Annotated in this window: 21 protein-coding genes; 16 read left to right on the top strand and 5 right to left on the bottom strand. The window is 61.6% G+C overall.

Translation table 11 applies throughout. The features are described from left to right. Positions 1–56 precede the first annotated feature (56 nt). From JI75_RS04585 to JI75_RS04575, 3 genes are read right to left on the bottom strand one after another with little or no spacing between them, the layout of a single operon-like run. Complete coding sequence (locus tag JI75_RS04585) at positions 57–686, bottom strand: response regulator transcription factor (protein ID WP_039689118.1); 630 nt, start codon at positions 684–686, stop codon at positions 57–59. 5 nt (positions 687–691) lie between these two features. Continuing rightward, the gene (locus tag JI75_RS04580) at positions 692–2,185 is read right to left on the bottom strand and encodes a sensor histidine kinase (protein WP_039689116.1); all 1,494 of its coding nucleotides are present in this window, start codon (positions 2,183–2,185) and stop codon (positions 692–694) included. After that, entirely contained in the window at positions 2,182–3,849 is a 1,668-nt protein-coding gene (locus tag JI75_RS04575) for a histidine kinase N-terminal 7TM domain-containing protein (RefSeq protein ID WP_158407621.1), read from the bottom strand. Before JI75_RS04575 ends, JI75_RS04580 begins: the two co-directional genes overlap by 4 nt. A 169-nt stretch (positions 3,850–4,018) precedes the next feature. On the opposite strand from JI75_RS04575, the gene JI75_RS08765 reads away from it, so the two are divergent. After that, complete coding sequence (locus JI75_RS08765) at positions 4,019–6,832, top strand: Cna B-type domain-containing protein (protein WP_052241597.1); 2,814 nt, start codon at positions 4,019–4,021, stop codon at positions 6,830–6,832. 204 nt (positions 6,833–7,036) lie between these two features. Continuing rightward, positions 7,037–7,762 carry a hypothetical protein gene (locus JI75_RS04565; RefSeq protein ID WP_144299269.1) on the top strand — a complete coding sequence of 242 codons (726 nt, stop codon included), beginning with the start codon at positions 7,037–7,039 and terminating at the stop codon, positions 7,760–7,762. 76 nt (positions 7,763–7,838) lie between these two features. Here the strand turns inward: JI75_RS04565 and JI75_RS04560 are convergent, their stop codons facing one another. Continuing rightward, positions 7,839–9,527 (bottom strand): FAD-dependent oxidoreductase, encoded by a 1,689-nt coding sequence (locus JI75_RS04560; protein WP_039689110.1) that lies wholly within the window; start codon positions 9,525–9,527, stop codon positions 7,839–7,841. 132 nt (positions 9,528–9,659) lie between these two features. Continuing rightward, the gene (locus JI75_RS04555) at positions 9,660–10,619 is read right to left on the bottom strand and encodes a LysR family transcriptional regulator (protein ID WP_039689108.1); all 960 of its coding nucleotides are present in this window, start codon (positions 10,617–10,619) and stop codon (positions 9,660–9,662) included. A gap of 332 nt (positions 10,620–10,951) precedes the next feature. Here JI75_RS04555 and JI75_RS04550 point away from each other — a divergent pair, with 332 nt between their 5' ends. From JI75_RS04550 to dsrJ, 14 genes are all read left to right on the top strand, one after another. Further along, complete coding sequence (locus JI75_RS04550; protein ID WP_039689106.1) at positions 10,952–11,815, top strand: respiratory nitrate reductase subunit gamma; 864 nt, start codon at positions 10,952–10,954, stop codon at positions 11,813–11,815. Positions 11,816–11,818: 3 nt separating this feature from the next. Continuing rightward, positions 11,819–13,432 (top strand): (Fe-S)-binding protein, encoded by a 1,614-nt coding sequence (locus JI75_RS04545; RefSeq protein WP_039689104.1) that lies wholly within the window; start codon positions 11,819–11,821, stop codon positions 13,430–13,432. A 72-nt stretch (positions 13,433–13,504) separates the two neighbouring features. Further along, the gene (gene hemA / locus JI75_RS04540; RefSeq protein ID WP_039689102.1) at positions 13,505–14,839 is read left to right on the top strand and encodes a glutamyl-tRNA reductase; all 1,335 of its coding nucleotides are present in this window, start codon (positions 13,505–13,507) and stop codon (positions 14,837–14,839) included. A 232-nt stretch (positions 14,840–15,071) separates the two neighbouring features. Further along, positions 15,072–15,260 carry an ATP-binding protein gene (locus tag JI75_RS04535; RefSeq protein ID WP_039689100.1) on the top strand — a complete coding sequence of 63 codons (189 nt, stop codon included), beginning with the start codon at positions 15,072–15,074 and terminating at the stop codon, positions 15,258–15,260. A 32-nt stretch (positions 15,261–15,292) separates the two neighbouring features. Next, positions 15,293–16,507: a dissimilatory-type sulfite reductase subunit alpha gene (gene dsrA, locus JI75_RS04530; protein WP_039689098.1), complete on the top strand. Its 1,215-nt coding sequence runs from the start codon at positions 15,293–15,295 to the stop codon at positions 16,505–16,507. Between the two features lie 30 nt (positions 16,508–16,537). Beyond that, positions 16,538–17,593, top strand: coding sequence for a dissimilatory-type sulfite reductase subunit beta (gene dsrB, locus JI75_RS04525; RefSeq protein ID WP_039689095.1), 1,056 nt, complete (start codon positions 16,538–16,540; stop codon positions 17,591–17,593). A gap of 187 nt (positions 17,594–17,780) precedes the next feature. Then, on the top strand, positions 17,781–19,133 hold the full coding sequence (locus JI75_RS04520; protein ID WP_052241596.1) for a YeiH family protein: 1,353 nt from the start codon (positions 17,781–17,783) through the stop codon (positions 19,131–19,133). A gap of 5 nt (positions 19,134–19,138) precedes the next feature. Next, positions 19,139–19,513: a hypothetical protein gene (locus JI75_RS04515; protein ID WP_039689092.1), complete on the top strand. Its 375-nt coding sequence runs from the start codon at positions 19,139–19,141 to the stop codon at positions 19,511–19,513. A gap of 152 nt (positions 19,514–19,665) precedes the next feature. Beyond that, positions 19,666–20,145, top strand: a complete 480-nt coding sequence (locus tag JI75_RS08760; RefSeq protein ID WP_052241595.1) for a DVU0298 family protein — start codon at positions 19,666–19,668, stop codon at positions 20,143–20,145. 250 nt (positions 20,146–20,395) lie between these two features. Then, positions 20,396–20,617: a hypothetical protein gene (locus JI75_RS04505; RefSeq protein WP_039689090.1), complete on the top strand. Its 222-nt coding sequence runs from the start codon at positions 20,396–20,398 to the stop codon at positions 20,615–20,617. Positions 20,618–20,699: 82 nt separating this feature from the next. After that, entirely contained in the window at positions 20,700–21,206 is a 507-nt protein-coding gene (locus JI75_RS04500) for an RsbRD N-terminal domain-containing protein (RefSeq protein WP_039689088.1), read from the top strand. Next, complete coding sequence (gene dsrM / locus JI75_RS04495) at positions 21,206–22,195, top strand: sulfate reduction electron transfer complex DsrMKJOP subunit DsrM (RefSeq protein ID WP_039689086.1); 990 nt, start codon at positions 21,206–21,208, stop codon at positions 22,193–22,195. The genes JI75_RS04500 and dsrM overlap by 1 nt, the downstream gene beginning before the upstream one ends. A 6-nt stretch (positions 22,196–22,201) precedes the next feature. Next, the gene (gene dsrK, locus JI75_RS04490) at positions 22,202–23,893 is read left to right on the top strand and encodes a sulfate reduction electron transfer complex DsrMKJOP subunit DsrK (RefSeq protein WP_052241594.1); all 1,692 of its coding nucleotides are present in this window, start codon (positions 22,202–22,204) and stop codon (positions 23,891–23,893) included. Continuing rightward, a complete protein-coding gene (dsrJ, locus tag JI75_RS04485; protein WP_039689084.1) occupies positions 23,883–24,287 on the top strand; it encodes a sulfate reduction electron transfer complex DsrMKJOP subunit DsrJ in 405 nt (134 codons plus the stop codon). The genes dsrK and dsrJ overlap by 11 nt, the downstream gene beginning before the upstream one ends. The last annotated feature ends 6 nt before the right edge of the window (positions 24,288–24,293 follow it).

The raw sequence follows: 24,293 nt of genomic DNA, 5'->3' as shown, positions 1-24,293 counted from the left end.
AGGTTCGGCGGAATCTCCCTTGGGCTCAAACGGAGGACCCGTATGGGACGCGCGGCTCATTTTTCAAGCGGATCGGGCTCTTTGACGCTCGGCACGATGTATCCGTTGGAAACCGCGTTGACCGCCAGCTTGAGGATGCTGTCGTATCCGGTCTTCGCGAGTATTTCCGATATGCGGCGCTTCAGGGTCCCCTCGCTGAGGAACAGCCGCGCCGCGATCTCTTTGCGGGTTTTCGTCTCGCACACCAGGCGCAGAATGGCTATCTCTTCGTCAGACAGGGGGACTTTCTCGTCGAAGCGCTTTTCGTGGGGGAAGGTCGTGTACCCTTCGGCGGTTGCGCGCATGACGGCCAGCAGCTCGTCGGTGCCGATGTTTTTGTAGACGAAGCTGTCGACGCCCGCCTCGCGAGCCTGTTTGACGAACGTGATCTCGGGCATTCCCGTCATGATGACGATACGGATGTCGGGGTGCAGTTCTTTCAGGCGCCGCGCGGCGGCGATCCCGCTCGATCCGTTTTCGGTGCACACGTCCATAAGGACGAGATCCGCCTTCTGGGTTCGCGCTATGGCGATCGCGTCGGCTGCATCGGACGCTTCTCCCACAACCTGCATATCCTTTTGCGCATCGATGGTGCGGGCAAGCGAGTCCCTCAGCATCATCTGGTCTTCTACGATCGCAACGCGCATGGGGCTCACTCCTTGTTCTCGCAGGGGGCGGGTTTGGCGGAATCATACTCCCAGACGTGCGGGAAAACGGCTTCGATTCTGAATCGCGGGGTCCAACGTATCTCCAGGACGCCCCCAACGGCCTGCGCAGCCCGCCTCATCCCCGGAATCCCGGAACCTTCCGCAGGTCCGTCAGCGCAGGTGGTTCCGTCGTTGTCGATGGTAAGGACCGTGCACGGTGCGCATCCCTGCTCCCAGTCGGTTTCACGGGTCGAGATCGATGCCGTTACATGAAGCGCCTGGGCGTGGCGAACCGCGTTGGTCGCGGCTTCCCGGATGATCGAGACCATGGCCGACGCGACGCCTGCGTCGGCCGGCAGCTCGCCTTTTCGCTCGACTGTTACTCCGATCAGGCCGAACGTATCGATGATCGAAGCCAATTCGTCGTGCGCGGTCAGGTTGGGGTTCGGGTCCAGGTCTTCGAGGATCCCCTTGAGCAGCGGGCGCATCTGCGCGATGGACGCATCCGAAAGGTCGCCGTCTTCCAGAAGGCGGTGAACCATGGAAAGGCGCTGGCCGATGATGTCGTGCACCCGTGACTTCATGCGAACCATCGCCCTGTCTTCAGATATGCGGACGACCGCTTGCATGGAATCGCGGATCTCGTCGCATCTCAGCTCGAGCTCTCTGTTCGCTTCCGCGATGTTTCTCGAGAGGCGCACGTTTTCGGTCACGTCGTACGCCATTATCCTCATGCAGCGGCGGCGACCCAGTTGTGCCTGATCGAATGAGACGAGGCAGACCTCGCCGTCGGGAAACTCGATGTTGACGGTATCGTCGGAACGGCTGCGCGATCCTGCCGTGAGGGCCGTCCCGCGCTCGCGCAGCGAGTCCCTGATCCCGCGAGCGTCTGCCAGATCCATAGGCAGCCCGAGCTTCTCCAGGTAGTAACGCATCCTATCGTTCAGTAGCAGGATGTCTCCGCGAGTGGTCGCGCATAAGATCCCATCGGGCATCTCCTTGATCGATTCGGCGATGGACAGCCATGTAACGTGCGACTTCATGTGGAGGGCGTCGCGGACAAGCGCGACAGGTACCCTGATAGCGAACAACGCCGCATCGATCGTAAGGAAGGGAACGCCCGTGCCGACGACGACGGGGAAGAGAAGCGGTGTCGCGCATGCCGCGAGGGCCGCTTCGATGAGGAAGACGGGGTTTCGGCGCTGCCACGCAAGGTAAGCGGCGAGCACGGCTGCGACGGCGTTCAGGTGGAGGAAGGCATCGACGGGGATGACGAGGAAAGCCAAGCGGATCCCCACGCCGTTCAGCGCGAGCGACCCCGGGACGACCACATGGGCGAACACCAGCGCCTCGTAGACGAGGGATTCGACGGGCGTCCGGGGGTCCTGTCGAGCTCCGAGACAGAAGGTGTGCCCGATCTGTGCGACGGCCAGAACCAGGTAGATCACGCCGAAGGCTATCAGGGTTGCGGCGTCCCAACTGGAAAAAAGCTCCATCATGATGCCGACCTCCCGCTTTCCGCGATCACCGCGAGTTTGACGGCTCCCTCGTCCGCTGTCAGTCGGTAGGCGACGTTTCGCTGGTCGAGCGTGCGGCGCAATTCGGCGCACCACTCGCTGTGCGTCGCGTCTTCTCCGCCGTCGAACTCCAACAGGGCGCGAAGCTCGACGCTTCCCTCGGACCGGTCGGTTAAAAACAGCATGACAACGGGGTTTTCGCAGAAGAAGGCCTTGATGACGAAATCGTAGAAGCAGTCGTACAGCGTGTTCATGGTCGCCGCCGAAAGAGGGGCCTCGGTTTCAACCAACGCGGCGCATTCGATGCCGACCGATCGCAGGTCGCCGGCCGTTTCGTTCATGATGACGCGCAGGCGCTCGATGCCGAAATCGTCTCCGTCCCTTTCCGCGAGCACAAGCCCTCCCTTGCGTTTGCAGTAGGCGACGAGCATCCGAACCATGGTGAGCACTTTGCGACGCTCTTCCTGCGATTCGGAGGTTTTCATCGTCTCGGCCTGGTCCAGCAGAGCACCGATCGATTCGACCGTATCGCGAAGGGATGCATCGATGCTTTCGAGCAGCTCGCGTTCCCGTTCGGACTGATGCAGCGATTCCTTGAGGTTCCGTTCGCGTTTCAAAACCTCGTTTTGCCTGATAAGGCTGGTATGTATGCGCTCGAGCCTGGTGCGCGACCGATTGATTTCCGAAACGTCTTCCGCTAGAAGGACGTAGCCTCCCGAAAGGCGCTTCAGATGAAACGCCTTGTCGGGATCGTCCTCGTCTCTGAACACCGCCTCGTCGGGGCCGCCTTCCAGATATGCGGGCAGCAAAGCATCGAGCGCGGGCGCCGGCTTCGATCGAGCCGTTTCGTAGATCGTCCGTCCTTTGCGCGACAGGATCCGCGCATCGAGGGGAAGCCCGCTGAACGCCTTTTCGTACATGATGAAGGAAGGCAAGAGGCCGAAATCGAGGCACAGCTCGAGCGCGAGCGAGATCAGGACGATGTATGTGAGCGAGAAGTTCGACCCGACCGCGAAGGTGTGGCGCAGCACGTAGAGCGCATGGTATGCCAGGCCCACGAAAACGAATACCGCGACTAGAAGCGCGATACGGCGGATTCTCTTGCGGCCCGCGAATGCAAGCACCGCGGCGAACGAGAGGAACATGACGATTATCAGGCTGCTGGCAAGCCAATATAGGGGTCCGTACGTGTACGAGGAGTTCCACCCGGCCTCGGTCGCGTCGAACACGAACGCAAGGTGGTGGGTGTCGTTTGCGAGGATGAAAAGGGCGATCACCGTGCTTGCGGCAAACAGCGCGGCCTTTACGATGCGCACGGCGACGAGGCGGTCGAGCGCAGCGGCTCGAAACGCCATGGAAAGGCAGAGGGCTGGTGTGAGCAGCAACGGGATATAGAACGCATACCAGCACAGCCTGGCCACGGAAGGCGAATCGCTCTCGTATTTCACCATAACGAGGACGAGCCATGCGATGAACAGCGATGCGATGGTCACCAGGCGGCGGCGGATGATCTTGTCCGAGCAGCGGTAGTAAAGCGAAACGCCCCAGAAAGTCAGCGCGAGGACGCTTATGACCATCGGTTCATTTCCCATGAGCGCCACCCCGCATCGCGTCGCCCCTCCCGAATAGATTACCCCTCCCGTCATTGTAACGCGCTTGGATGCGTGGTGGCATCAACCCGAGAACAGCGGCTTGCATTTGCGGGGGGGGGGGGGGTAAACGTCGGCGCCAATAGGATCATCATACTTGGCTTTTGCCGTCTCGTCGCACGGAGGCGGATGTCATGGACGGATGATGCAGGAGAAAGGGGATCGTATGAAACGGAAGCTTTGCTGCCTCATGAGCGCGGTTCTTGCGCTGGGCGTCTGCTTTCCCGGCGCGGCGCTGCAGGCGGCAGCCGCCGAGAGCGCGCCTTCTCCTTTGGCGTCCGAAGCTCCCGTGGGCGTCGTCGGGGAGGAAGCGGTCGATCGGCAGGCGCCCGATTTGACGGGCGACGTGCGGGCGGACGCCGAAGAACCGCGCGATGCGGTTTCGGCCGATACGGCGGTCGATCCTTCGCCGAAACCTTCGGGCGTTGCGGCCGACGCCGCGGCTAAGGTACCGCAGGAAACCAGTTTCATCTGGGTGAACGGTAGCTCCGGATCGGACGCGAGCGACGGTAGCGAAGCCTCGCCGGTTGAGACGTTCGTCAAGGCCAAGGAGCTTCTGCAAGCATTCGGAGCCCAGGGTATCTATGTGTCCGGTGCATTGAAGGTCCCCTCTTCTGCAACCTGGGATCTGGGAGGCAAGGCGCTTCTGCGCGCCGACGGCTACCGCGGCGAGTTGGTTATCGTGGATGCCGGCAAGCACCTCACCTTAGAAAACATCGTGCTTGACGGTAGGAGCGGCGAGGGTCAGATAGGCGCGGCATCGGGCGGCGACGGTAAGGGCGGGTCCCTGGTGGGCGTGTATTCGGGGACGTTGACGGTGGCCGACGGAGCGGTTCTGCAAAACAACTGCATCCAGAGCGCCGGTCACTGGTACCCGGAATCGGGCGGCGGAGTGTTCGCCAACAAGGCAACCGTGAACATCGAAGGCGGGACCATCCGCAACAACCAGGCGGTCTGGGGAGGCGGGATTTACGGCATCTACGGTTCGGTCATCAACATCTCCGGCGGCGTGATCTCGGGAAACCGTGCGGATGCCGGCAAACCTCTTCCTGATGTTGACAAAGACTACGGCGGATCGGGCGGAGGGGTCTGCGCACACGAAGGCACCGCCGTCAACTTCTCCGCCGGCACCATCACGGGCAACTACGCGTCCGAGCGCGGCGGCGGGATCTCGATGGGCACGTTTTACGCCTCGACCACTACGAGCGCGGTGCTCACCATGACCGGCGGCTCCGTAACCGAGAACAAGGCGGGCTCCAGCGGCGGCGGGATCTTCGTCCAGGCGGGTTACAGCGCTTCGGGCCACGGCGGCACGCCCACGTACAGCATCGCCTACATCACGGGCGGCACCATCTCCGGCAACTCCATGACCGCCGAGGGCAAAGGGAACAAGGCGTTCGGCGGCGGAGGCATCTATGTCAACGGGTATTCCAGCAAGTTTTCCGATTTCCAAAACGGGGAGCTGCACCTCGCCAACGTCGAGGTGTCCCGTAATTCAGCCGCGTCCGAGGGCGGCGGATACGCCGCCTGCCCGGTGTCGACGACCGAGATCAGCCTGACAAACGGTGCGACGTTTTTCGGCAACGCCACCGATGGCGGCAATGCGCGCGAGCTCTACATCCTCGCATCGCTTGCCTACGGTGCGCACAGCGGCGATCCGGTTTACGAGATCTCCCCGTCCATGCTGGGCGGCGGAGCGTACGGATGGGTGTTCGACGGCGGCGCCGAAGTCCCGCTCGATAAGCTGAAGGGCACGCTGAGCGCGTTTTTCAACCAGAGCCTCTCGCTAAGCAACAACCTGACCGCCGACGATGCCGGCGTGAAGAAGGCCCTCGGCTTGGCAACCGTCCACATCACCGGCAACACGTCGGCCACGCGGGGCGGCGGCATCGGTTCGAACGGCAGTACCTTCGTCGGAAAATCGGTGGAAACGACGGAGGTTTCCGTATCCAAAACGTGGAACGATGCGAACGACAAGGACAAGGTGCGCCCCGATTCCATCAAGGTGAACCTCTACCGCGATGGCGACTACGTCGGCTTCCAGACCGTGTCTCCCGATAACGATGGGAATTGGTCCGCGACGTTCGGGAACCTTCCCAAAAACGATCCGAACGGGCGTAAGTACGCCTACACGGTCGAAGAGCGCGCGGTCGGCGGCTATACGGCCGAGGTGTCGGGTGATGCGGCAAACGGCTTCAAGATAGCCAATACGCTTACGATGGATGTCTCCGGTGCGAAAACCTGGAACGACGACGATGACCGCGACGGCCTGCGGCCTGCATCGATCGTGGTGAACCTGATGAACGGCAGCGAAAAGGTCGCTTCCAAAACCGTGACCGAGGCGGATGGGTGGCGCTACAGCTTCACGGGCCTCGCGAAATACGATGCGGACGGAAACGAATGCCGCTACACCGTGACCGAAGACGCGGTTGCCGGATACCAGGCGACGGTGAACGGCACCGACCTCGTCAACGTTCATGAGCCCGATAAGGTCTCCGTCTCCGTTTTCAAGGTGTGGAAAGACGGGGGCGACAAAGACGGGAAGCGTCCCGGTTCGGTCAAGGTCCAGCTGTATGCGAACGATGTCGCCCTCGGCGATCCTGTAGTGCTCGATGCAGCGTCCCTCTGGACCCATACCTGGTCCGATCTTTATCGAAAGGAAGGCGGGAAGGATATTTCCTACACCGTGAGGGAGGCGGACGCGCCGGCGGGCTACACGGTTTCTGTGACCGGAGACGCCGCGGCGGGCTTTATCGTGACCAACACGAAGGTCGAAGAGGTTCCCCCCGGCCCGAAGCACAAGCCGAAAAAGGAGGTTCCGCCTCATCCGAACGGCGGGTCCAAGAAGGTCGTGAAGGTTTCGAGCATGCCCGGGACGGGCGATGATGCAAGCGCGCTGGTAGTCGTCTGCCTTGCGGGGCTGGCATGCATCGGGTCGGCGGCCGCAGCCGTAAGCGTGCGGCGTCGCAACGACGAGTAAGGGAAGCTTTCGGTTCCGGTCGGCAGCGAAGGCGAGGGGGCGTCGGCTTTGGCCGGCGCCCCCTCGCTCTATCATGGGCCGCATGTCCCATAATGGGCCGCCCCTGTGCCAAGGAGTTTTCTTTGCTGGTATAGTCGCAGGTGAAAGCTTTGCTTTTCGCATATTTGCATACGGCGGGAGAAACGCTCGAGCAAGGGGGCGACCATGAAGAAACGAACCGTCTTAGTTGTTGCGATTGCCTGTGCCGTCGCTGTAACGGCGATCCTTGCGGGCTGCTCGGGCAGCCCGTCCGACACCCCAAAGGAAACGGATCCGTTCGCCCAGATGACGCCCGAAGCCAATATCCGGCCTCTGTACATCGATCCGGGACAGCTCGACTCCGGCGAGAGGTCGAGCGATGTCTGGACGGGGTATCGCGACGGGAAGAAGACAGGAGAGCAGCTCTTTTTCACCTACGTGCTGGGAAGCGACTCTCTGTTCAGTATCACCGCACTCGACGAAAACGGAGACAGGGTCGACGACAGGTCCCAGTTCACCAACGTCGAGTCTGAAGACCGTCACCTCGCAACTCCCGAAGACGCGGAGGGCGCCAGATACGACATCGTGTTCAACGACAACTTCACGGCTTACGACTACGTGTCCGAAACCTGGTATACGCGCGGGGACATGGAAAAGCTTCTTGCGGAATTCCCCGGCGCATGGACATCGTCTCAAAACGGCGATTTCCAGCTCACGTTCAAAGAAGACGGCACCTTCGAAAGCATCTACAGGGGGGATGTGAACGGGGCTGGTTCCTATACGATGAAGGCCAACAACGTCGTGCAGCTGCAATATGAGGATCGCGAATGGCAGTCGAGAAAGGTCGAGTTCGCCGAAGACGGAGAACTTACCGTGATCGACGTCGATAACCTTCGGTATAAGAAGATATAATGTATCCTCTCGTGCGGGGAGGGGCGAATCGGCCCCTCCCCGTTGCGTTTGAAGCATGAGCGAGGCACCTGCGCTGTTAAACGCGCAGGCCGCACGGACCGACGCTTTCGGGTTCGAACGGCGCCTCGAGCGACACCTGCTCGAAATAACCGTATCCACCTGCGACGTTCGCGCAGTCGAATCCGCGCTGCGAGAGGATGCGGCACGCCACGTAGCTGCGCAGACCCGATTGGCAGTACACGTAGAGCCGCTTTTCGGCGGGGATCTCGCCGAGCCTTCCGCGCAGCTCGTCGAGCGGGATGTGCAGCGCTTCTTCCAGGCTTCCCTGTGCGAACTCGGTGGGAGTGCGGATGTCCAGCAGGATTCCCTTGTCCCCGCAACCCAGAGCCTCGCTCCAGCGCGCTTGGCGCACTCGTCCGTCAAGGAGGTTGCCGATCACGTACCCCGCCATGTTCACCGGATCTTTCGCCGAGGAGTAGGGCGGCGCGTAGCACAGGTCGAGGGTTTCCAGGTCGGCTGCGGTCATGCCGGCGCGTATGGCGGTGGCCAGCACGTCGATGCGCTTGTCGACCGCGTCGTAGCCGACGATCTGCGCCCCGAGGATCCGCCCGCTGGGTTTCTCGAAAACGACCTTGAGCGTCATCGGCTTCGCGTCGGGGTAATAGGTGGCATGCGACGGCGACAGCAGAAGCGCGTAATCGAAATCGAGGCCCGCGGCCTCGGCGTCCCGCACGTTGAGACCCGTCGCGGCCACTGTGAGGTCGAACAGTTTGAGGATGGACGATCCCTGGGAGCCGTCGTAGGTGCTGGGTATGCCGCAGATGTTGTCCGCGGCGATGCGGCCCTGCTTGTTCGCCGGACCGGCCAAAGGGATGGCTGCCGGCAGACCCGTTACGGCATGGACGACTTCCACCGCGTCTCCCACAGCGTAGATGTCCTCGTCTGAAGTGCGCATATGCGCGTCGGTCCGGATGAACCCCCTTGCGTTCAGCTCGAGACCGGCTTGTTTCGCCAGCTCGCTTTCGGGCCGAACGCCGATGGCGAGGACGGCGAAATCGGCCTCGATCGGCTTTTTGTCGCGCATAGCCACGCGGATGCCCGCCTCGTCTTCGGAAAACCCCGTGACATCGGCCCCCAGGCGCAGGTCGATCTTCTCTTCGCGGATGCGGACCTGCACGGGAGCGGCCATGTCGGCGTCCAGGACGGGCATGACGTGGTCGTCGCGCTGGAGCAGGGAAACGCGGATGCCGCGCTCGACGAGGTTTTCGGCCATCTCCAAGCCGATGAAGCCCCCGCCGACGATAACCGCCCGCTTCGGCTTCTCGCGTTCGATGAAATCGCTTATGGCGAACGTGTCCTCGACGGTCCTCAGCGTGAACAGGCGCGAAGATTCCACGCCGGGGATGGCGGGAACCGCGGGTCGCGCACCGGGGGACAGAATCAGCTTGTCGTAGGGAAGCTTATAGGTGGTGCCGTCGTCGAGTTTTTCGACCAGCACGGTTTTGGCCGCACGATCGATCGAGAGCGCCTCGTGTCGGACGCGCACGTCGATATCGAAGCGGTTTCGGAAGCTCTCGGGCGTTTGCAGCGTGAGCTTCGCCCGATCGGCGATGACCCCTCCGATGTAGTAGGGAAGGCCGCAGTTGGCGTACGAGACGTATCCGCTCCGCTCGAGGATGACGATCTCGGCGAATTCGTCGAGGCGGCGCAATCTTGCGGCTGCCGTGGCGCCCCCTGCGACGCCCCCGATGATAACCACTCTCATAAGGTCCTCTTCCTCTCGTCGCAAAACCGCATATCCCCTTATCGGGACGGCACGCGGTCGCCGTTCGATTCTAACTGGGCGCCTGGTCGCACGGCGGTGCCAGGCTGCAGATTCAGGCGCGTTTTCGCGGGCTTATCCCGCGATCCGCTCGAGGGGTTGTCCCGGCAGGATCGGCTTGGGCAGAAGAGCGCGCAGCGTTTCCTCGCAACGCACCTCCTCCAAGAACCACTGCTCTTCGGGCGTGAGCATGACCTTGCGGTTCGTCACGATGTTCAGGGGACGTTCGAGCTGGCAGTCCTTCAGCCTCAGCATCCGCATCCGTCCTTGGCGGCATTCTTCCTGCACCGTGAGCGCCGAGATGATGGTGACGCCCAAACCGGAGAGGACGGCTTCTTTGATCGCCTGCGTGCTGCCCAGCTCGATGGCGATGTTCAGCTCGTCTACGTCGAACCCGCCCTGCTGAAGGGCGCGTTTGAGCACTTCCCGCGTTCCCGAGCCGTTCTCGCGCGTTATGAAGCGCTCCGATATCAGCTCGTCGAAGGTGATCTCGCCCCGATCTCGCCACGGGTGGTCCGCCGACACGATCAGCACCAGCTCGTCGCTCCAGAACTGCTCGACCTCCAAATCGTCCTCTTCGGGCGCAACGCCTTCGACGAAGCTGATATTGAGGTAGTTGTTCAGCACTTCATTTACGATGACCTGCGTATTTGCCACTTGGACGTTGTAGCGCAGAAGCGAATGGTCGCGCTGCGTGATGCTCATCATGTGGGGCAGGAGGTACTCTCCGATGGTGAGGGTCGCCCCGATGTGGATGTATCCGGTCCGGTTCGCCGAGTAGTTGCGTATCGTTTCCTTGGCCTGCTGCGCAGTATGTAGTATTAGGATAACTTTTTCATAGAGGATATTTCCGGGATCGGTAAGCGTGACGCCGCGGTTGGTTCGGTAGAACAACGGCGCCCCGTACTCGTGCTCGAGGTTCTGAATCTGGATGCTTACGCTCGGCTGGCTGATATGCAGGCGCTTCGATGCCTGCGTGATGTTTCCGACCTCGGCCACTTCCTTGAAAACCATGAACTGCTCTAGCGAACTCATACAAGTTCCTCCCCGATACTGCCACCCAAACTCTCTCTTATACAGTCGGTGCTCTAACCGGCAGGAGACGCGCTCCTGCGGGGAAACTGGAGGTATTCGGTCATTCAATCTACATGCGACTATATAACATGGACGCATGGCAAAAAAGGCGAAAAACAAGATTTTAGGCGCCTTGGCATTACTTTTTTCTATGCTGCGATTGCGATTTCCCATTTTACAACGGGCAGAGCGCCCCGTAGATTTAAAACCGCCTGCAGTACCGTGCAATTGGGGGGCACGGGTTCGTTCTTTTGGGTTTTCTGCGATTCATTATAAGGCGAACGGGGGGTTCTATGGTTCCTGCTTCGGTGGTGTCCGTCTTCGTGCTGGTTGCCTGCATCGGTTTTCTGATTCTCAGCGCACGCCTGTTCATGAAGTACTCCAAGTTGTCGAGGCATTCGCGCTTCGACCTGTATCCCATCCCGACAGAGGGCAGCGGCCGCGCGGCCTACGGCGGCTCCTACCTCGAAGAGGACCGCTGGTGGGAAAAGGAGCGCACGTACGATCACGGCTCGGAGATCAGGTACCTCGTCAACGAGATGATCTTCATCAAGAAGCTGCGCGACAACCAGGCCTCGCTGTGGCTTCCGTCGTTTCTGTTCCATGCGGGCATCTACCTGCTGTTCGCGTGGTCGGTCCTGCTCGTACCGGGCGCGTTCTTCCCGTCATCGATCATGGTTATGGTGCTGTTCACGGTTGGGGGGATCGGGTTCACATTCGCCACGGTCGGAGCGCTCTTGCTGCTGTACCGCCGCTTGTCCGACCCGGCGTTCAAGGGAAGCACCGCACCCGTCGATTACTTCAACCTGCTGCTGATCCTGCTGGTGCTCACCACGGGCATCTACTGCTGGACGAGCATCGTCAGCCCGCTTGCCGTCGCGCACGGCGTTCTGACGATGAGCCTCCCGCCGCTTCCGGTGTTCCTCGCGGTGCACCTGGTCTTGCTGGGCATCATGCTGGTCTATATCCCGCTGAGCAAGATGGGGCATTACGCGGGCAAGTTCTTCGCGTTCCACAAGGTGCTGTGGGACAACGACCCCAACCTGCCCGGAAGCGACGTCGAACGGGGCGTCCGCGAATCCGCTGCACAGCCGGCGCGCACCCAGTGGTCTGCGCCGCATACGCGTCCGGCCTCGAAAAGCGAATCGGAGGAATAGCGCATGAGCACGACGACCAAGCATCTCAAGCCGCGGGATATGGCCCGTAGCGCCGATGTGCTTTCCCCTGTCGACGACCTGGCGACGCTTCCCGCGCCCTATGATGAAAACGGGCTCGAACCCGGCTTCAAGGAGCCCAAGGAGCAGTGGGCGGCCGAGCACTGCGCATCGCTCGACGGATTCATCGCGCTCGACACGCTGAAGCGGCCCGAGACCAAAGAGGAGGAAGACGAATTCGTTCGCCGCTTCCTCGCAGGACTCGAGAAGCTGTTCCAGGACGCGAACAGAAACGCCGTCCAGCCGCTTGCGCTGACCATGGAGTACTGCGCGAAGTGCAACACCTGCTCGTCGGCATGCCATATCTACGAGGCGGCCAACGGCGATGAGATCTACAGGCCCAGCTTCCGCGCCGACGTGCTGCGCCGCATGTACAAGCGGCATTTCACTCCCAGCGGGAAGTACCTGGGCAACTTCGTCGGCGCCGACGTCGAGGTGAACTGGGAGAGCATCGCCCGTTTGGGTGAGAGCGCCTATCGGTGCAACCTGTGCCGCCGCTGCGGGCAGGCATGCCCCATGGGGCTTGACAACGGCCTGGTCGCGAGGGAGATACGCAAGCTGTTCAGCCAGGAGCTGGGGATCGCCCCCACGCCCGTGCACGCGAAAGGCACCGAGCTGCAGCTGCGCGTGGGCTCGACCACGGGACTGACCCGTCCCGCCCTGCTCGATACCTTGGAGTTCATCGAGGAGGACATCGAAGAGCAGACCGGCCGCAAAGTGAAGTTCCCCATCGACAAAGAGAGCGCCGACGTCTTGCTCCTGCATAACGCCGGCGAGTTCATCGCCTGGCCGGAAAACCCCGCGGCGTTCGCCATCCTGCTCGACGAGGCGGGTGTGAACTGGACGCTCAGCTCGGAGCTCATGGGATACGACGGCGTGAACTACGGTGCGTGGTACGACGACGTCCAGCTGAAGAAAATCGCGACGGCTCAGTTCGAAGTCGCGAAGAAGCTGGGCGTGAAGCGCATCGTCGTGGGGGAATGCGGGCATGCCCACAAGGCCCTGGGCGTAAGCGCCGACCGGCTCGCCGAAAGCGGGGACAAGGTCCCCGTGGAAAGCTTCATACCGCTTATGGCGGAACTGGTGAGGACGGGGCGCCTGAAGTTCGACCCCAAGAAGAACGACTTCCCGGTCACGTTGCACGATCCGTGCAACGTCGTGCGCCAGATGGGCATCGTCATGCCGCAGCGCGAGATCCTGAAGGCCATCGCGCCGCAGTTCAGGGAGATGACCCCGCACGGGGTGGACAACTACTGCTGCGGAGGCGGAAGCGGGTTCGCCATCATGAACTCGTACAACTTCGGCGACTTCAGGAACAAGGTGAGTTCCCGGAAGAAGTTCGAGCAGATCATCAATGCGTTCGGGGACGAGTTCTCGAATCCCGACGTGGTCAAGTTCGTATGCGCCCCGTGCTCGAACTGCAAGGGCACGATCCGCGACATACTGAAGGATTTCAAGGTCACGAAGAACTACAACGTGCACTACGGCGGCCTGGTCGACATCATGGTCAACGGGCTGGCGAGCATGGAGAGGCCCTACTTCGAGTTCTTGCGCGACTAACCCTTCCGATGGGGACCCGCTGGGAAAACCAATCCCCGCCGGATCTGCGATACCTGCGATTGAGGAGCGAACGTGCACTGCATCATCGTCGGTTTGAACATAAAGAGCGCGCCCATCGATGTGCTTGAGAGGCTCAGCGTCCATCATGCGCGCGTGCAGGCCCTCGACCAAGAGCTCAAAGATGCAACCGGCGTCGACGGTGCGGTGGTCCTGAACACCTGCAACCGGTTCGAGATCTATGCTACCTGCGACGATGCTCAGGAAAGCCTCGCGCGCATCCGTGCGTTCCTCTACGCGCGCGGAGATGGGGAGGGCGCACCGGGATCGGGCGATCTCGATGCGCTTCTGTACTCGTACGTCGACGACGACGCCGTGCGGCACTTGCTGGAAGTGGTCTCGGGGCTCGATTCCCTCATCTTGGGGGAAGCCGAGATCCTCGGCCAAGTGAGCCGCGCCTACAAAGCCGCCTGCCAGGCTGGCACAACCGACAAGCTCATCAACGTGTGGTTCCAGCGGTCCCTGCGATTCGGGAAGCGGGTTCGCACGGAGACCTCGCTGGGAAGGCATCCCGTGTCGATCGGGCACATCGCGGTCGATCTCGCACTGAGGGAGGTCGGAGGAGCCGAGGGAAAGCGGGCGCTTATCATCGGGGCCGGGGAAGTGGGGGAGCTGACGGCGAAATACCTGCTTGCCTACCGGTTCCCCATCGTGATGGTGGCGAACCGCTCGCTTTGCAAGGCGCGCGAGCTCGCCGGGCACTACGGCATCGAAGCGTGCTACCTGTCAACGCTCGAGCAGCAGCTCGAAGAGGTTGACCTCGTCTTTTCGGCCACGTCGGCCAAGCGCTTCGTCGTCGATGCCGATGCGGTGGCACGCGTTATGGCCCGTCGCCCCGATCGGCCGCTTCTGTTCGTGGACATGGCCCTTCCGCGCGATGTCGACCCGGCCGTGGCCGACATCGAGGGCGTGAGCCTTTACAACATCAACGAGCTGCGCGGCTTGGCCGACCGCAACCGCGTCGAGCGGGCGCTGGCAGCCGAAGGGGTGCGTCGGCTCATCGAAGGGGAGCTGGTCGATTTCAACGCCTGGATGCAGTCCCTTGCAGCCGTCCCCGTCATCACGGCGCTGCGCAAACACGCCGAGTCCATCAAGCGGGAGCGTTTGGCCGCCGCATTCGAGAAGCTCCCGAACCTGACGCCGTCGGAGCGGCATGCGGTCGAGGTTCTGGCCACCACGATAACCGATCGGTTCGTGCGCGCGCCCGTTGAAGCGCTGCATGACCAATGCGCATCGCAAAACTTTTTATTTTACGCTGAAACTATCAAAGAGCTATTCGACCTCGATGTCGAAGTGAATAAGGGATCCGTCCGGGAAGAGGAGGAGCAAGCGAACCGGCAGGCCGTTTAATCCTTCTTGAAAATACCTGGTTGTTAGCTGTTTCATAGGGTTTTCACCTATGGCGTACCTTGTTGCGCCCAGGTAAATCGCAAGCCTCGCCTCAGCCATAGGCTACGTTAATGTTCCGATTAAACACACATATTTTCCCGAAAAGGAGGTACGTGATTGAATATGTTCGGGGTGTGAATGACAGAAATACGTTGATGATCCGTCACTAAAAAGAAAAGAAGAGGGAGGACCTATGTTCATCGTTTCGATCGACGAGGAAATGTGCAGCGGCTGCGACTCGTGCGCCGAAGGATGCCCTGCCCATATCTTGGGCTTCGATGGCGAGCATGCGTTCGTTTCGGGCGACGAGGCCGAATGCCTCGGATGCGAGGCGTGCATTTCGGTGTGCCCGAGCGACGCCATTACCGTAACGGAGATGTAGGGGATCGTTAGACAGCGATAGGAGGAGGGAATATGGCAGAAGAGAGCAAGACTCCGCAGTTGGACGACTTGGAGAAGGGCCCTTGGCCGAGCTTCGTCAAAGAGATGAAGCGCGCCGCCGAGAAAAGCGACATGAGCGCCGATCTCGTGGGTCTCGTCGAGCGTTCCTACGTGGATAAGATCGGCCACTGGAAGCACGGTGGCATCGTGGGCGTGAAAGGTTACGGCGGCGGCGTCATCGGGCGCTACACCGACCTTCCCGAGGAGTTCCCGAACCTGAAGGAATTCCACACCATGCGCGTGGCCGCGCCGAGCGGCTGGTTCTACACCACCGAGAAGCTGCGCGAGATCTGCGACATCTGGGAGAGGCATGGCTCGGGCCTGACCAACATGCACGGCGCGACCGGAGACATCATCTTCCTGGGAACGACCACCGCCGAGCTGCAGCCCACGTTCGACGAGCTGAGCGAGCACAACATGGACTTGGGCGGATCGGGTTCCGACCTGCGCTCCCCGAGCTGCTGCGTGGGCCCCGGCCGCTGCGAGCACGCCTGCTACGACACGCTCGACATGTGCTACGACATCACCAACGAGTTCCAAGACGAGCTGCATCGCCCGATGTGGCCCTACAAATCCAAGATCAAGATGTCAGGCTGCGCCAACGACTGCGTGGCCGCCGCCGCCCGCGCCGACATCTCCGTCATCGGCACCTGGCGCGATTCCATCACCATCGACCAGGACGAGGTCAAGAAGTACATCGACGAGGGCATGGACGTGAAGGCCGAGGTCGTCGACAAGTGCCCGACCCGCTGCATGGCCTTTAACGCCGAAACCGGCGAGCTCACGCTCAACCCGCGCGAATGCAACCGCTGCATGCACTGCGTGAACCGTATGGGCAAGGCCGTCAAGCAAGGCAAGGACAAGGGCGCCACCATCCTCGTCGGCGCGAAGTCCACCATCGTGAAATCCGCCTTCATGTCGTGGGTGCTCGTGCCCTTCATGAAGATGGAAGCGCCCTACACCGAGTTCAAGGACCTGGTGAACCGCATTTGGGATTGGTGGGACGAGAACGGAAAGACGCGCGAGCGCCTCGGCGAGACGATCTATCGCGTCGGCATGGGCGAGTTCCTGCGCGGAATCGACCTGCCCGCCGTTCCCCAGATGGTCTACCGGCCGCGCTCCAACCCGTATGTCTTCTGGCAGCCCGACGAGGTTGAGCAGACCGAAGCACCCGAAGCGACCGAATAGACGACCTGTAGAAAGATGAGGTGATTGCACATGGCCGTTACCGATCAGGGACCCATCCCGTACAAAGAGCAGCTCCCCCCGATCGTCCGTGAGAACTACGGAAAATGGGAGTACCACGAGTTCCCCCGTCCCGGCGTGTTGAAGCACGTCGGCCCGGCAGGCGCGCTGTACAGCGTCCGCGTCGGCACGCCCCGCCTGCTCGCCGTCGATTCGATCCGCGAGCTGTGCGCGCTGGCAGACAAGTACTGCGACGGGTACCTGCGCTTCACGACGCGCAGCAACATCGAGTACCTCGTAACCGACGAAGCCAACGTCGAGCCGCTCATCGCCGAGTGCCATGAGCTCGGCTATCCCGTCGGCGGAACGCATCATGCGCTGACCAACATCGTCCATACGCAGGGCTGGGTGCACTGCCACACGCCCGCAACCGACGCCTCGGGCGTCGTGAAGGCCATCATGGACGACCTGTACGAGTACTTCGTCACCGACGCGCTGCCCCACAAGCTGCATATCTCGATGGCATGCTGCCTGAACATGTGCGGCGCTGCCCACTGCAGCGACATCGCCGTGGTCGGCATCCACCGCACGGTTCCGCGCATCGACCACGACATGGTGCGCAAGAGCACCGAGATCCCCAGCCTCGTGGCGTGCTGCCCGACCGGCGCCATCCGCCCCGACCCCAAGAACAAGAGCGTGAAGGTGGTCGACGAGCGCTGCATGTACTGCGGCAACTGCTACACCATGTCGCCCGGCATGCATATCATGGACGGCCAGAACGACGGCTTGGCCATCATGATCGGCGGCAAGGTGGCCAACGCGCGCACGAACCCCGAGTTCTCGCGCATGGTCATCCCGTTTTTGCCGAACAACCCGCCGCGCTGGCCCGAGATGACCGAAGCGGTGCACGGAATCGTCGACGCCTGGGTCCAGAACGCCCATAAGGGCGAGCGCCTGGGCGAGTGGATCGAGCGCATCGGCTGGGAGCGGTTCTTCTCGATCACGGGAATCCCGTTCTCCGACAAGCTCATCGACGACTACATCTTCTCGCGCGAGTCCTTCAGGACCTCGGCGGCGTTCAAGTACTAGGTTTTAGGTTTTTGTTTGTCATGTCGCCGTCCGTAAGGGGAGGGCGGCGGCATGGCGCTTACGGCGGCATCTTTCCAGCGGCTTCGCCGTAAGCGCATACGTCAAAGGAAGGCATCGTTGGGGGCGCCTTTCCATAGAACCAGAGGCGCTTCCCAATGACCGAAATGGAGGGAGATGCTGATTTATCATGACAAACAACACTAAATCAAACGCTGGGCTGAAAAGCCTCTATCTGAAAGAGGACTGGTGGGCCGTATGGATCGGCCTGGGCGTGGTTATCATCGCGCTCATCATGTACGCTGCGGGTAGCACCATCGGCATCATCAACGTGGGCTTCCCGAAGTTCGACGACTGGGGGCAGATGCCCGGCCTGGTTGGGCCCCTGCTGCCCAAGCTGGTGATTCTCTACTTCGTCATGGGCGCGGTGTTCACGGGCGCCATGACCATCATGGGCCAGCCCGCAGGCAAGTTCTTCGCGGGTTTCACCGTTTTGTACATCATGGCCATTATCGTCCAGATCCTGGGCGCCTGGACCGTCATGAAGAGCCTGAACCTCGAGGCTCCGGTTCTCGCCCTGATCATCGGCATGCTTTTGGGCAACTTCCTGAAGATTCCCGATTGGTTCAACGCGGGCATGCGCACCGAGTTCTACGTGAAGACCGGTATCGTGCTTCTGGGCGCGACCCTGCCGTTCACGCTGATCATGAAGTCCGGCCCCATCGCCTTCCTTCAGGCCACCGTTATCGCCGTGTCCACCTTCCTGGCGATCTACTGGGTGGGCGCCCATGTGCTGAAGCTCGAGAAGCCCTTCGCCGCCACCCTCGGCGCGGGCGGTTCGATCTGCGGCGTGTCGGCCTCCATCGCCATCGGCAGCTCGGTCAACGCTAAGAAGGAGCACACTTCCATCTCGATTTCGATGGTCGTGATCTGGGCTACCGTCATGGTGTTCCTGCTTCCCATCCTCTGCCGGGCCTTCGGTCTGTCCGACGGCGCTTCCGGCGCCTGGATCGGCACCTCCGAGTTCGCCGACGCCGCCGGTATCGCCGCTGCGGCCCAGTTCGGTGACGGAGCCACCACCACCTTCACGCTGATGAAGGTCGTCGGCCGCGACATCTTCGTCGGAATCTGGGCGTTCATCCTGGCCATCGTCTCCGTCACGTTCTGGGAGGCCAAGAAGGCCGACGGCACGCGTCAGAAGCCCTCTGCGGGCGTCATCTGGGAGCGCTTCCCGAAGTTCGTCATCGGGTTCTTCATCGCGTCCATCATGATCAGCATCGTGACGCTGTCCTCCTCGCCCGAGTTCGCTGCCGGGATCTCCAAGGGCGTTACGTCTCCCATCGGTGGCGGCGGCGGTCTGCGCGGCTGGGCGTTCACCCTGTGCTTCCTCTGCATCGGCCTGACCACGCGCTTCCGCGACCTCACCAAGACCGGCTGGAAGCCCTTCGCGGCCTTCACCGCCGGCGTTGCCGTCAACGTCGTGCTCGGCTTCCTGTTCTCCACCATCATCCTGAACGATTACTGGACCGCAGTCGGAGCGTAGCGACCATGGCCGAGAACGCGACATACAACGAAACCTGTATTCAAGAGGCATGCTTCTTCCTCCCGTTCTTCGAATCGGGGGAGTGGCGTACGAAAGGCAAGTCTCCGTGGGAGGTCGTCAAAAAGACCCGCATGACCCCTGATGCGCTGCGGTCGCTTGCCGCATACACGGAGCGTCGGCTGTCGCGTAGCGCCGATCTGATGGAATTCCTGATGAGCATAAACGATTCATGGGACGTCACCGTGAAGAAGAACGGCGTGTACCTCGAGACCGATGCGATGATCTTCGAGGACATCCTTCCCATGATCGAGCAGGCGGGCTTTTCCGAAGACGATTACGTGCTGTACAGCGAGTACACGCGCAAATGGGGCATGATCTAGCTTTTCGCGCGCGTCTTCGGCGGCCTGCCGCCGCTTGTTGGAACCCCCCGGAAGAGAGCCGGCGCCTGGAAAACGGTGCCGGCTCCTTCGGGTTTCGTCGGGCGCAAGCCCGCATCGTCGGTTCGGTTCTCGCGCGTTGGAAGGGGGCGAGTATGGCAAGGATAACGAAAGACGGCGTGCGCGTTCTGGTCGAGCACGGTGATGACCAGGATGTTTTAAGAGCTTTCGACGAAGACCCCGACCGCGTCAGACGCTACCTCACGCGGCTTTCGTACGCACCGGACGATCCTATCCGCGAGCGGGCCGTCGAAGCGATCCGACTGTTGTCGCAGGAGAGGTCGGCCTCGATGCCCGAGTTCTTCCGCGAGACCATCCGCCGGCATATCTGGGCGATGAACGAGGAAGGCGGCAATATCGACTGGTCGGCTCCCGAGATCATCGGCGCGATCATCGCGGGAAACCCCGAGATGTTCGGCGGGTTCTTCTCGTTTACCTACGTCGCGGCGGTAGACGAGCCGACGTTTCAGCCGAGCCTCGTGCGCGCGTTCGACCTGGTGTCCGATGCGGCGCCCGACCTCGTCGGGCAGTACGCGGCACGCATCGAGGAGCTGAGGGGCGCTTTTCCGCACTGAACGTGCGGGGCCGCACCGCCGCTCTGCGCATCCGGCGATTCCGATAGCTGATGGAAGCGCACGGGTGCAAGCCGCGGTTTCTCGACCGCATCAGCGGATTGTGGCGACGGAAGGTTCTCTAGGTATTGTCTTTTTCAATCCCACGATGAATTCAATGTATTTTACGCAGATGAACGGGAATGATTAAATATTTTTGTGCAAGTTCCACTGGGTGTTTTAGTCCGTCTTTGATTCGAATGGGGGCTCTCTCATGGATAAAGGACCTGCAAATCCCGAGATAAAAGAAAAGGTTCTCGCATTCCTCGACACGGTTGAGAAAGCGAAGAGCAAAGAGATCGCCAAGCAGATCGGCGAGCCCAAGGCGGCGGTCGATCTGGCGGTCAAGGAACTCGCCTTCGAGGAGAAGGTCGAGTACCTCTACATCACTACGACTTATGTTGCTTTGAAGGGCAAGGTCGCTCCGCCCGAATAGGCCTTTCGCCCGTGCGCGCAATGGGGGTTGCGCGCACGGTCTGCTGTTCGGGGGTTCAAAAAGGGGTCAGAGAGGGGGCAGGATGTCTGCGCATCTGAGGATACAAGGCGGTCGCGAGGCCATCGTGCGCGCATGGAGCGACGTGCTTGCGGCTTCGTCAGGTGCAAGCGTCCTTGAAGGCGAGGTTTCCTCCCAGCGCTTCAGCAACCCGGTCGCCTACCGCATCGACCGAGCGGCGCGCGAAGTCGTGCGGTTCCTGTTCGAGGGCGATTGGGGCGCCTCTGTTCCCGAGTCCATAGACGACGCGTGCCATGTGCTCGCTTTGCAGGACGCAGAGCCTTCCGTTTCGCTCGGTTCCTTTTTCCGGTTGCGTCAGATCGCGCTCGAGCGCATGGACGGCGAGATCGATCGGGCAACGTTATTGCAGTTAGACGAGCGGATTGATCGCTGCGTGCTTGAGGCGCTCGACTGCCATGTGCGCTGCCGCGAACAGATCATGCAGATGCGGATAGGCGAGCTGAAGCGCCGCGAGAAGATGCTCGAGCGTATGAGGGAGACCCCGGTGACCGAACTAGGGGAGGGTTGGTAATGAAGATAGCGGCTCCTTTGGGAATCGTTTTGCTGCTGGCGCTGGGCGCCTGGATCGGCGCAGACGCATTGGGTTTGCGCCTGCTGTTCGGAACGATCGTGCCCTACGCGGCGATCGTCCTGTTCGTCGTCGGCTTCATCGTGCGAGTCGTGCGCTGGGGGAAATCGGCGGTTCCGTTCCGCATTCCCACCACGTGCGGCCAGCAGAAAAGCCTTTCATGGATCAAGCAGGCGAAAACCGACAACCCGTCGGGCTACGGCGGCGTTATCGGGCGCATGCTGCTCGAAGTGCTGTTCTTCCGCTCGCTGTTCCGCAACAACAAGGTCGAGAAGCGCGCAGACCAGCTTGCCGTCGGTTCGGCCAAGTGGCTGTGGCTGGGAGCGCTTGCGTTTCACTGGTCGATGCTCGTCATCGTCTTGCGCCACTTCCGGCTGTTTCTCGATCCCGTGCCGATGTGGGTGCAGGTGATCGAAGGGGCCGACAGCGCCTTCCAGATCGGGGTGCCCATCCTCTACATCACCGATCTGCTGGTGGTCGCCGCGCTCACGTTCTTGTTCCTAAGGCGCGTCGTCGTGCCGCGCTTGCGCTACATATCGCTGTCGGTCGATTTCTTCCCGCTGTTCTTGCTGCTGGGCGTGGTTCTGTCGGGAATCGCCATGCGCTATGTCTTCCGCGTCGACGTCACGGCGGTCAAAGAGCTCACCATGGGTCTGGTTACGTTCTCCCCGGCGGCTCAGGCCCCGGCCGAGCCCATCCTGTACGTCCACCTGTTCTTGGTTTCGGTGCTTTTGGCCTACTTTCCCTGGAGCAAGCTCATGCATGCCGGCGGCGTGTTTTTCAGCCCCACGCGCAACATGGCGAACGACAGCCGCGCGAAGCGCCACGTGAACCCCTGGAACTACGGCGTGAAGGTCCACAGCTACGCCGAGTACGAAGAGGAGTTCGGCGAGAAGATGAGAAAAGTCGGCTTACCGTTGGATTCGGAGTAGGCAGCTATGGCGAAGTTACCTGACAAGTTGGAATTCCTCGACTACGACTACGCCATGCCGGCCAAGGGCTGGATGGACGAGCCGGTTGAGTTCAAGAAGGGCATGTACTGCTACGGCGTGAAGCCCGACAAGCTGGAAACGGTGGGCATGCCCCATCCGCACAAGTGGTCTCCCACCGACGAGGACTGGAACCTTCCCGAGAACTGGAAGGACATCATCCTTGACGGCATGCAGGACCTCATGAAGAAGTACCGCTCGTTCCCGCTGTTCATGGACGTGTGCGTGCGCTGCGGGGCCTGCGCCGACAAATGCCATTTCTACATGGGCTCGGGCGATCCGAAGAACATGCCCGTGCTGCGCGCCGAGCTTCTGCGCTCGGTGTACCGGCGCTACTTCACCGCGTCGGGCCGCGTGCTGGGCCGTGCGGTCGGCGCGCGCGACCTTACCGTGGACGTGCTGAAGGAGTGGTGGTACTACTTCTACCAGTGCACGGAGTGCCGCCGCTGCTCGACGTTCTGCCCCTACGGCATCGACCAGGCGGAGATCACCATGATGGGCCGCGAGCTGCTGAACATGGTGGGCCTGAACACCGACTGGATCGCGGGACCCGTGGCGAACTGCTACATGAAGGGCAACCACGTGGGCTTGGAGCCCCAGGCCATCATGGGCAACGTCGAGTTCCTCATGGACGACCTCGAAACCGTGACCGGCAAGGCCATCAGGCCCTCGTTCAACCGCAAGGGCGCCGAGATCCTGCTGGTCGTCCCCTCGGGCGACCTGTTCGCCGAACCGGGCACCTACACGTTCATGGGCTACATCATGATGCTCGAGCAGCTGGGCATCGACTACACGCTGAGCACCTACGCCTCCGAGGGCGGCAACTTCGGGTTCTTCACCAGCAACGAGATGGCCAAGCGCCTCAATGCGAAGATCTACGCCGAGGCGAAGCGCCTCGGAGTCAAGTGGATCCTGGGCGGCGAGTGCGGGCACATGTGGCGCGTGGTGAACCAGTACATGGACACCTGGAACGGCCCGGCCGATTTCCTCGAGCAGCCCGTATCTCCCATCACGGGGACGGTGTTCAGAAACGCTGCGTCCACCAAGATGGTGCACATCGCCGAGTTCACGGCCGACCTGCTGTACCACGACAAGCTGAAGCTCGACAAGAGCCGTAACGACCATCTGTCGGTGACTTTCCACGACTCGTGCAACACCGCTCGCGGCATGGGCATCATGGACGAGCCGCGCTACATCATCAACAAGGTATGCAACAACTTCTACGAGATGCCCGACGAAACCATCCGCGAGAAGACGCTGTGCTGCGGAAGCGGCGCGGGACTGAACGCGGGCGAGAACATGGAGCTGCGCTTGCGCGGGGGGTTCCCGCGCGCCGAGGCGGTTCGGTCGGTGCGCGAGCGCTACGGCGTGAACACGCTGGCCAACATCTGCGCGATCGACCGCGTGGCGCTGCCGCCGCTTATGGACTACTGGGTTCCCGGAACGCGCGTCACCGGCGTGCACGAGCTGGTGGGCAACGCGCTCATCATGGACGGCGAGATCGAGCGCACGCTTGATCTGCGCCTCGAGGAACTGCCCAGCGTGCGCAAGCGCAAGGAGGCCGAGGCGGCAGCAGCGGCGCAAGCCCAAGCCGCTGACGGGTCCTCGGAAGAGGGGAAGGGGGCCGCCGATGGGCGCTAAGGCGAAGATCGCCCTGTTCGTTGCCGTGTTCTGCCTGATAGCGGCCGTTCCTTTCGCCGCGAATGCCACCGCTCCGGCGAAGGATCCGAGCGTGAGCCTGGACACGCCGACCATCAACGCGCTTCCCGAGAAGCGCTGTGTCGAGTCGGCCGAGTACATGCGCGCGAACCACATGGTCATGCTCGAGCAGTGGCGCGACGACGCGGTGCGCGACGGGGATCTCACCTATGTGAACAGCCGCGGGGAACGGTTCGAGAAGAGCCTGCATGAGACGTGCCTTTCGTGCCATTCCAACCCCGACGAGTTCTGCACGGCGTGCCACAGCTATTCGGGCGTGTCGCTGTACTGCGAGGATTGCCACAACATGACCGATGCCGGATTGCAGGGGAAGTAGGTCGAC

Source organism: Berryella intestinalis (genome assembly GCF_000814825.1).
Classification (GTDB): Bacteria; Actinomycetota; Coriobacteriia; order Coriobacteriales; family Eggerthellaceae; genus Berryella; species Berryella intestinalis.
This window is presented reverse-complemented; position numbering and strand designations above follow the sequence as displayed.